This window comes from Burkholderia sp. AU45388, assembly GCF_030481585.1.
Taxonomy (GTDB): domain Bacteria; phylum Pseudomonadota; class Gammaproteobacteria; order Burkholderiales; family Burkholderiaceae; genus Burkholderia; species Burkholderia sola.
Genome location: NZ_JAUJPV010000003.1, coordinates 493,915 through 502,211 on the forward strand (window position 1 = coordinate 493,915; position 8,297 = coordinate 502,211).

At 66.9% G+C, this 8,297-nt stretch carries 10 protein-coding genes and 1 pseudogene; 6 read left to right on the forward strand and 5 right to left on the reverse strand.

What is annotated here, in order from left to right; genetic code table 11:
- Window positions 1-51: 51 nt before the first annotated feature.
- The 3 genes from QZM72_RS09640 to QZM72_RS09650 all read left to right on the forward strand — a co-directional run bounded on the left by QZM72_RS09640 (window position 52) and on the right by QZM72_RS09650 (window position 3,281).
- A complete protein-coding gene (locus tag QZM72_RS09640; RefSeq protein ID WP_089469608.1) occupies window positions 52-1,515 on the forward strand; it encodes a metallophosphoesterase in 1,464 nt (487 codons plus the stop codon).
- Window positions 1,512-2,906, forward strand: a complete 1,395-nt coding sequence (locus tag QZM72_RS09645) for a cytochrome-c peroxidase (protein WP_301737955.1) — start codon at window positions 1,512-1,514, stop codon at window positions 2,904-2,906. Before QZM72_RS09640 ends, QZM72_RS09645 begins: the two co-directional genes overlap by 4 nt.
- Before the next feature lie 96 nt (window positions 2,907-3,002).
- Complete coding sequence (locus QZM72_RS09650) at window positions 3,003-3,281, forward strand: hypothetical protein (protein WP_059783792.1); 279 nt, start codon at window positions 3,003-3,005, stop codon at window positions 3,279-3,281.
- A gap of 84 nt (window positions 3,282-3,365) precedes the next feature.
- Here QZM72_RS09650 and QZM72_RS09655 read toward each other — a convergent pair whose 3' ends face one another.
- Window positions 3,366-4,859: a PLP-dependent aminotransferase family protein gene (locus QZM72_RS09655; RefSeq protein ID WP_301737956.1), complete on the reverse strand. Its 1,494-nt coding sequence runs from the start codon at window positions 4,857-4,859 to the stop codon at window positions 3,366-3,368.
- A 204-nt stretch (window positions 4,860-5,063) separates the two neighbouring features.
- Here QZM72_RS09655 and QZM72_RS09660 point away from each other — a divergent pair, with 204 nt between their 5' ends.
- On the forward strand, window positions 5,064-5,414 hold the full coding sequence (locus tag QZM72_RS09660) for a hypothetical protein (protein ID WP_089469605.1): 351 nt from the start codon (window positions 5,064-5,066) through the stop codon (window positions 5,412-5,414).
- 217 nt (window positions 5,415-5,631) lie between these two features.
- Here QZM72_RS09660 and QZM72_RS09665 read toward each other — a convergent pair whose 3' ends face one another.
- The 4 genes from QZM72_RS09665 to QZM72_RS09680 all read right to left on the reverse strand — a co-directional run bounded on the left by QZM72_RS09665 (window position 5,632) and on the right by QZM72_RS09680 (window position 7,549).
- Entirely contained in the window at window positions 5,632-5,994 is a 363-nt protein-coding gene (locus QZM72_RS09665; RefSeq protein WP_089469604.1) for a DUF1493 family protein, read from the reverse strand.
- Window positions 5,995-5,997: 3 nt separating this feature from the next.
- A complete protein-coding gene (locus QZM72_RS09670) occupies window positions 5,998-6,429 on the reverse strand; it encodes an STM2901 family protein (RefSeq protein ID WP_089469603.1) in 432 nt (143 codons plus the stop codon).
- A 78-nt stretch (window positions 6,430-6,507) separates the two neighbouring features.
- Complete coding sequence (locus QZM72_RS09675; RefSeq protein WP_089469602.1) at window positions 6,508-7,302, reverse strand: DNA adenine methylase; 795 nt, start codon at window positions 7,300-7,302, stop codon at window positions 6,508-6,510.
- A 58-nt stretch (window positions 7,303-7,360) separates the two neighbouring features.
- The gene (locus QZM72_RS09680; RefSeq protein WP_256979731.1) at window positions 7,361-7,549 is read right to left on the reverse strand and encodes a hypothetical protein; all 189 of its coding nucleotides are present in this window, start codon (window positions 7,547-7,549) and stop codon (window positions 7,361-7,363) included.
- Between QZM72_RS09680 and QZM72_RS35625 the strand changes: the two genes are divergently transcribed.
- Window positions 7,544-7,915, forward strand: coding sequence for a phage virion morphogenesis protein (locus tag QZM72_RS35625; protein ID WP_367620027.1), 372 nt, complete (start codon window positions 7,544-7,546; stop codon window positions 7,913-7,915). The genes QZM72_RS09680 and QZM72_RS35625 overlap by 6 nt on opposite strands.
- A pseudogene (locus tag QZM72_RS09685) lies at window positions 7,803-8,072 on the forward strand (virion morphogenesis protein); the annotation flags it as partial. The gene QZM72_RS35625 and the pseudogene QZM72_RS09685, both read left to right, overlap by 113 nt.
- Window positions 8,073-8,297 lie beyond the last annotated feature (225 nt).

The following is an 8,297-nucleotide window of genomic DNA, read 5'->3' on the forward strand; positions in this document are numbered from 1 at the left end:
ACATTCTCGCTGCGTATCGTTGACGACTTTCCTACGGTGCCCGGCCCTCCCATGCGACGACTCCTCACGCGCGCGCTGCTCGTGCGCTGCGCTCCCCTTGCTGCCCTCGCCGCGCTGTCCGCGTGCTCGAATCACATCGATACGCCCGACGATCCGGCCAGCGCGTCGGCCAACGTCCAGGCCGCATGGGTCGAGATCGGCGAGGCGAACCAGGCGATCGCGCGCGTGATCACGAACTACACGCCCGCATCGGCCGGCGATCCGTCGTGCCCGCAACTGACCGTCGACGGCAAGGTATCGCGCATGGCGCTGCGCGCGGGCGCCGCGACCGTCGCCCAGCGGCCGACCGCGAGCGACCCGGCCGATTCGAAACCGTCGAGCTTCCCGGTGTCCGTCTGCGAAACCACGCTGCCGGCCGGCGCACAGGCGGCTAGCGTCGCGGGCCGCACGCTGCCGCTGCCGAAAGCGCAGCCGCAGCGCGTCGCGATCATCGCCGACACCGGCTGCCGGATGAAGAAGGCCGACAACGCATGGCAGGCGTGCAACGACGCCGCGGTCTGGCCGCTCGACACGATCGCGGCCAGCGTCGCGAAGCTGTCGCCCGATCTCGTGCTGCACGTCGGCGACTACCACTATCGCGAGAACGCGTGCCCGCCCGACATCGCCGGCTGCAAGGACAGCCCGTGGGGCTACGGCTGGGATACGTGGCAGGCCGACCTGTTCCGCCCGGCCGCGCCGTTGCTCGCGAAGGCGCCGTGGGTCGTCGTGCGCGGCAACCACGAGGAATGCGCGCGTGCGGGCCAGGGCTGGTTCCGCTTCCTCGACCCGCGCCCGTATTCGGCCGCGCGTTCGTGCGACGATCCGGCCAACGACACCAACGCGAACTATTCGGAGCCCTATGCGGTGTCGCTCGGCGGCGGCTCGCAGGTGATCGTGTTCGACACCGCGAAGGTCGGCCGCACGCCGCTCAAGACGACCGACGCGCAGTTCGGCATCTACCAGAAGCAGTTCCAGACGGTCGCGGCGCTCGCGTCGAAGGCCGGCATGACGACGACGATCTTCACGAACCATCATCCGATCCTCGCGTTCGCGCCGATCGCCGGCAGCACGCCGGCGCCGGGCAACCTCGCGCTGCAGTCGGTGATGTCGAGCCTCAACGCGCAGGCGTACTACCCGCCGGGCGTGCACGTCGCGCTGCACGGCCACGTGCACGATTTCCAGGCGATCGACTTCTCGTCCGGGCACCCGGCGACGATCGTGTCCGGCAACGGCGGCGACAACCTCGACGTCGCGCTGCCCGACCCGTTCCCGGCCGGCCTGACGCCCGCGCCGGGCGCGGTGATCGAACGGCTGTCGCACAACAACAGCTTCGGCTTCCTGATCATGGAGCGCAACGCCGCGCCGGCGACGGGCTGGACGTTCCATGCGTATTCGGCGGCCGGCAAGCTGCTGGCGTCGTGCAATCAGTCGGGCAGGACGCTCGCCTGCGACAAGACGGGGTTCATCGCGCCGTGACGGAAGAAGTTCGATGTGACGCCCACGGCGGGCGCGGCCGGCAGACGCTGCACACGCTTGCCGCCACCCTGCTCGCCGGCCTGGCGCTCGCAGTTCACGCCGCGCCGGCCGAAACGGTCCTGCTTCCCGGCGCGCCGCCGTCGCGCGTCGTCGACACGATCGGCAACGGCACGCCGCAGGTGACGGGCAAGGTCGACGCGGCCACCGCGCGCTTCGCGCCGGACCCGACGCTCGTCGCGCTCGGCCGCCGAATCTTCTTCGACCCGCGGCTGTCCGAGCCGCGCGGCATGTCGTGCGCGGGCTGCCACGATCCGGGCCGCGCGTTCGCGCCGACACTGTCGGCCGCATCGCTCGCGGGGCCCGGCGTGCCGGAAGGCAGCCGGCCCGGACGCTTCAGCCAGCGCAATGCGCCATCGCTGCTCTATGTGCGCTACGTACCGCGCCGCCACTTCTACCAGGACGACGATGCGCCCGCGCCGTCGCCGTTCGGCGGCCTGTTCAGCGACGGTCGCGCGGATACGCTCGCCGAACAGATCCGCGGGCCGCTGTTCGATCCGAACGAGATGAACAACCGGTCGCCGGCCGCGCTGCTGCGCAAGGTCGATGCGACCGAACTCGCGACCGATCTCGCCGCGCGCTTCGGCGCGCCGGTGCGGCGCGATCCCGAGCAACTGATGCGCGCGCTGGGCGCCGCCGTCGAAGCCTATCTGCAGAGCGACGAGATGGCGCCATTCACGTCGCGCTTCGACACATTCCTGCGCACGCGCAAGCCGCTCGCGCCGGCCGAGATGCGCGGCCTCGCGCTGTTCCGGAATCCGGACAAGGGCAATTGCATGACCTGCCATACGCTGTCGGACACGTCGAGCCGACCGGAACGCTCGCTGTTCACCGATTTCGGCTACGACGCGATCGCCGTGCCGCGCAATCGTGCGCTACCTGCGAACCGCGATCCGCGCCATTTCGACAACGGGCTGTGCGACACCGCGCGGCGGCTGCGCTGGCCCGAGCCGACGCAATGGTGCGGCTACCTGCGCACGCCGGGGCTGCGCAACGTCGCGCTCAAGCAGACATTCATGCACAACGGCGTGTTCACGACGCTGCGCGACGCGGTCGCGTTCTACAACACGCGTTCGACCGATCCCGGCTTCTGGTATCACGGCGCCCAAACGTTCGACGACGTGCCGGCCGCCTATCGCGGCAACATCAACGTCAATTCGACGCCGATGAACCGCCGGCCCGGCACGCCGCCCGCGCTGACCGATGCGGAAATCGACGACATCGTCGCGTTCCTCGGCACGCTGACCGACGCGCGCTATACCGGCCGGGCCGCGCCGGCCGCCGCTACGGCCCCGGCGGCCCGGGTTGCGCGCACCGCCGCGCCGGTGCGCTGACCCTGGCCGAACGGCCAGCCGACGCGCCCCCGCTTGCGGTTCGCGCAAACACTGGTTATATTTACAGCACTGTATTTATGAACAGTGAGGTGCGCGATGGAACATCTGGTCCGTATCGTCAACGACACCGATCGCCAAGTGCTGGCGTGGCTGCGTGCCCAGGTCGGCGATGCCCGCGTCGAGCGCGCGGCGCGTCAGCTCGGGCATACGCGCAAGCCCTTTCCGTCCGCCGTGTGCCGGTATCTGGGCATGAGCGCGCCGGCCACGCTGCGTCCGGCGCCCGCCCGGCCGCGCGCGGCACGCGATTTCTCGGTCGGCGATCGTTACCTGTCGCTGATCCGCCAGCACCTCGCCACGCACGCGGTCGGCCGATGAAATGGCGGCGGCTTGCCGGTTCGGTACCGCGTCCGGCCGGAGCACTCGCGTATTCGGAAATCCGGCCCGCTGCCGCCGTCACGCTTACGCGGCCGCCATGGCTTCCCGTACGAGGCGGCCGAGTGTGTCGAACGCCGCCTCGTGCGCCGCATCGAATACGCGCGTGCAGGCGAGCCGGATATAGCCGTCGAAACGGTCCGAATTCGAGAAGATCGAACCGGGCGCGATCTTGACGCCATGCGCCAGCGCCGCGTCGAACAGCGCATCGGAGCGCACGCCTTCCGGCAACGCGATCCACAGCAGCATCCCGCCCAGCGGCTGGTTCATCCGCGTGCCGGCCGGGAAATGCCGCGCAATTGCGTCGATCGTCACGTCGCGCTGCACACGCAATTGTTCGCGGAACCGGTGCAGGTGCCGATCGAACGCGCCCGAGCCCACGAATTCAGCGGCGACGGCCTGCAACAGCGCGGCGTTGTGTCGGCTGTGCGCGAATTTCAGCATCCGCGCGCGCGCATGCCAGCGGCCCGCACTCATCCAGCCGAGCCGCATCCCGGGGGCCAGCACCTTGTTGAACGACGGGCAGTAGATCACCGTGCCGTCGCGGTCCCATGCCTTGACCGGCCTGACCGCCTGCGGCGCCTCGACGAGTTCGCGATAAGGCTCGTCCTCGATCACGGCCACGCCGTGGCGCGAGCACAGCGCGACGAGCTCGGCCTTGCGCGCGTCGGGCATCACGCAGCCGAGCGGGTTTTGCAGGTTCGGCACGACGACCACGGCCCGGATGTCCGGATAGGCAGCCAGCGCCACGTCGAGCGCCTCGATCGACAGGCCCGTCGTCGGGCTTGCCGGGATTTCGAGCGCCTTCAGGCCGAGGCTTTCGAGCAACTGGATCAGGCCGAAGAAGGCCGGCGATTCGATCGCGATCGTGTCACCGGGCCGCGCGACCGCCCGCAATGCGAGATTCATCGCATCGACGCCGCCGCTCGTCGACATCACGTCGTCCGGCGTCAGCGTCACGCCGTAAGACAACGCGCGTTTGGCCATCGTCTGCCGGAATTCGGGCGAACCGCCGACGGGCCCCGCGTCGGTCAGCAACGTGGGCTTGCGCCGCAGCAGCCGGATCGCCAACGCCTGCAGGCGCTCGGTCGGATATAGCGTGGCGTGCGCGGATGCGCCGCCCAGATTCAATGCATCGGTCGCCGCGTTCGCACGGTCGATCACGCGCGATACGCGTTCGTGCAGCCCGGCGAACGGCGGCTCGACGCTCAACGGCGGCCCGTCGCTTTCCGGCAGCGCGTCGAGCACGGCCGCCGCGCGGCGGCGCACGAAGTAACCCGAGCGCGGCTTCGCGTCGCACCAGCCCGCATCCTCGAGCCGCCGAAACGCCTGGATCGCGGTCGACAGGCTCACACCGTGCTGCGCCATGCACGCGCGGACCGACGGCATCCGGTCGCCGGGCGCCAGCGTGCCGGCCGCGATGATGCGGCGGTAATGTTCGGCGAGCCGTTCGTAAAGCGGCTCGCCGTCCATCGGCAAAGGCGTGCGGGATGCGTCGGCGAAAATCGTCATGCGGGCCATCGTGCCCGCGGCATCCAGCGCACGCCAGATACAGATCCGGGGAAAACCCACCGATACAGCAGCCCGAAATCATCACCTGCACCGCAACAGATTCCCGTCCCCTGAATCTGCCGTGCGCACGTCCGTTTCCTTAACCTGATTGCATGCTGTCGCCTCGTCGTCGCGAGGCCGCCCAACCGGAGCAACCGGGGAAAAGGAATCACCATGCGGACGCAACACCTCCGGCTCGACGCCGGGCAAAGCCACTTTGCGTGGTTCGACAAGGGCAGCCAGTTGATCGTGCTGGACGGCGCGCTGGCGGTCACGCTGTGCCACGGCGGCCTCGACTGGTTGCCCGATGTACCGCAATACATTCGCCGCGAACTCGACGAAGGCGAATGCCTGACGCTCGAAACCGCCGGTCATGTCGCGCTGTCGGCTCGCGGCAGTCGCGTGGTCAGCACGACGATCGTGGAACCCTCGGGTCGAAGCGGCATGCTCCCGGTGTGGCGCGGCATCCTGCGCCGGCTGTCCGGGAAAGTGCACGGCGGCCGTCACGTGAGCGAGCATTTCTGACATCGCGACTCGCCTGCCGCCGGAAACACCGGGAAGTCATCGCATCATCGCGGCGACCGACGAACGCATGATGTTCCGGGCAACCTGAAGCCGCGCGCGATAAATGCGCTGGCTCAAGCGCGATAAATAGGTAGGTGGGAAAATTTCGCGTGGCGTAATTATATTTCCGCCCATGAAAAAGACCGGTCGCGTCGCCGACCGGTCCTGCCAAATACGATCACTTCCTTGCAGCAGCCTCGATCGCGTCCGTGTCCCACTTCCCGCGTCGCGTTGCCTCGGCCAGCATGCCCAGGGTCAACGGGTGGCGCTTCGGCGGCCGGAGCCGCTTCACGAACAGCCCGATGAGGGACGACAGCAGTTCCTGACCTTCCGGGCCGAAATAACGCCGGTACGGGAACCCCTCGGCGTCGACGTTGAATGTCTTCGCCCAGTTGTCGATAAACTCGACACCGTCAAGGCCAGTCACGCCGAGATCCTCCTCAAGCCGTGTCTCCGGCTGGAGATTCAGCTTGCCGAACAACGGCCGACCAAGCTCCTTGCGAGCGAAGGCTTCAAAACGTTCCCAGGTATCGTCTTTCATGGTTCAGAGCACCCGGTCTTCGGGCTTCACCAGTCGGTTGTAGGTCATCACGGTGTTGCGCATGATCAGGTAGGCATCGCGCGCCAAGAACACCTCGCCTACGATGGGAATCGTCCGGCCGACCCACGCACCGAGGCGGTGGGTGAACGAGATCCGTATACCGGACAGCCCGACGCCCGTGATCATCGGCAAGCGAAATGGCAGCGTCTGAGGAAACAGTTTGCGGGCGGCAAGCGAGGCGACGGAAGTGCCCGGCGTAGCCCCGGCGACCTTGCCAGGGACAGGGACGTCACCCTGACCGAGCAGCATTGCCGACGCGGCGGCCAGATCGTCCAAACCGAGCTGCTTGCGCGTCTCGTCGAACGCTACCAGGGCGAAGACGTCGACAGGACGCAGATTGTGCCAAGTACCGTACGTGTATCGATTTTCACTCATTCATTTTTCTCCTGAACCAGCAAGGGCGCTGCTCTCTCAGCGTGTACCTCTTGGGAAGGCGCTACTTTACCGCATCGCCTAGAACAGCCCGGCCGGCACCGCCGCTCGGTCCCAGCTGTAGACGATCAGCTCGCCGCGCACGGCATCGCGGCCGCTCTTGCCGACCGTGTAGCTCAGGCTGGTTTCTTCCATCTCGAACCCATCGAACACGCGCCGGATATCCGGATGGTCGTTGATGCTGACCATGATCTTGCCGGCGCAAGTTCGCATGGTGGCCGCCATCTGTTCGTATTCCTCGAATGGGAACGCGACACCGTAGCCCTCGGTCTGCCAGTACGGCGGATCGCAGTAGAAGAACGTGTGCGGCCGGTCGTAGCGGGTGATGCAGTCGCGCCACGACAGGTTCTCGACCGTGGTGCCCTGGGCGAGCCGAAGATGGGCGGCCGACACGCTCTCTTCGATGCGCAGGAGGTTGATTGTCGGGGCTGTGGCCGCCGTGCCGAAGGTTTGCCCCTCGACCTTGCCACCGAACGCATGCTGCTGCAGGTAGTAGAAGCGCGCGGCGCGCTGGATGTCGGTGAGCGTTTCCGGGACCGTCTCCTTGTGCCACTTGAACACCTGCCGGCTCGCCAGCGCCCATCGGAATTGGCGCACGAATTCCTCGTAGTGGTGCTGGATCACCCGGTAGAGGTTCACGAGTTCACCATTGATATCGTTGATGACCTCGACCTCGGCCGGATGCCGCAGAAAATACAGTGCGGCGCCGCCAGCAAAGACTTCGACATAGCAGCTGTGAGGCGGGAACCGAGAGAGCAAGGTGTCTGCTAGTCGGCGCTTTCCGCCAATCCAGGGGATGATGGGTTGAGCGTACATTTTTGAAAGTCGTTTTCGTGTCGTTAAACAATGGCAAGGATTGACGGCGGGCACATCGTCATGGGATGACGACATCCAGAACGTCATCCTCGATCGCCACAGGTGCGCCAGCCGCGACCGGCAGAGCATGGATGCGCAGCCGCGTACCTGGAGCGTACGCCGGCAGCAACAGCTCGGAACCAATGACCGTCAGCCGGCCGGCGATCGGCATCTGCTGCTCCGGCCCGCCGTTGATCGCCACATGCACGTCGGCGCCGACCGCGCCGTCGTCGTCGACATCGGGGACGCGCTGGCGAAGCTGGATGCAGCTGATCGTCTGCTTGGCGGGACGGTCGATCTATATCGAGAGATCGCGGGCATGCTTGAGAGCACGACGAGAGCCAATTTCGAGGCTCAGGGTCGGCCCGCGTGGGTACCGCTGGCAAAATCCACGGAGAGAGAGAAGCTGAAGCGCAACAAGGGGAGCAGCGTCCTGAAGATATTGCAGGATCGCGGAACCCTTGCCGGAAGCATTTCGGCCGACTTCGGGGGCGGACCACGCGCTCATTGGTGTCGCCGCACCATACGCGGCTATTCATCAGTGCGGCGGAACCGTTACCCATCCGGCACGTAGCACCAAGGTGCGGCTCCGGACTGACGCCAAGGGGAGCCTCGCCCGGCAGGCCGATCACAAGAATTTGGCGGTCTTCGCCCGGTACTCCCATAAACGGGTGCGGGAGAGCTGGCACGAGGTCGGGGAGTACAACGTCAAGATTCCGGCCCGGCCGTATCTGCCGTTTAGCGGGCCACCGAACGCGCCCGTCCTGCAGCCCGAAGCCGAGCGCGGCATTGAGGCGATTGTGGATAAGTTGCTGCGCCAGGCGTTCGAGGGGCCTGTCCGTAATTTCGTGTTCGAGGCATATTCTTGTCCCAAGGAGAACGTATGCCTCGCAAACCGAAAGCCAAGCTGGCAGAACTGCCGGCGATTCCCGCTGAGCTGCTGGAGCAGTTCGGCA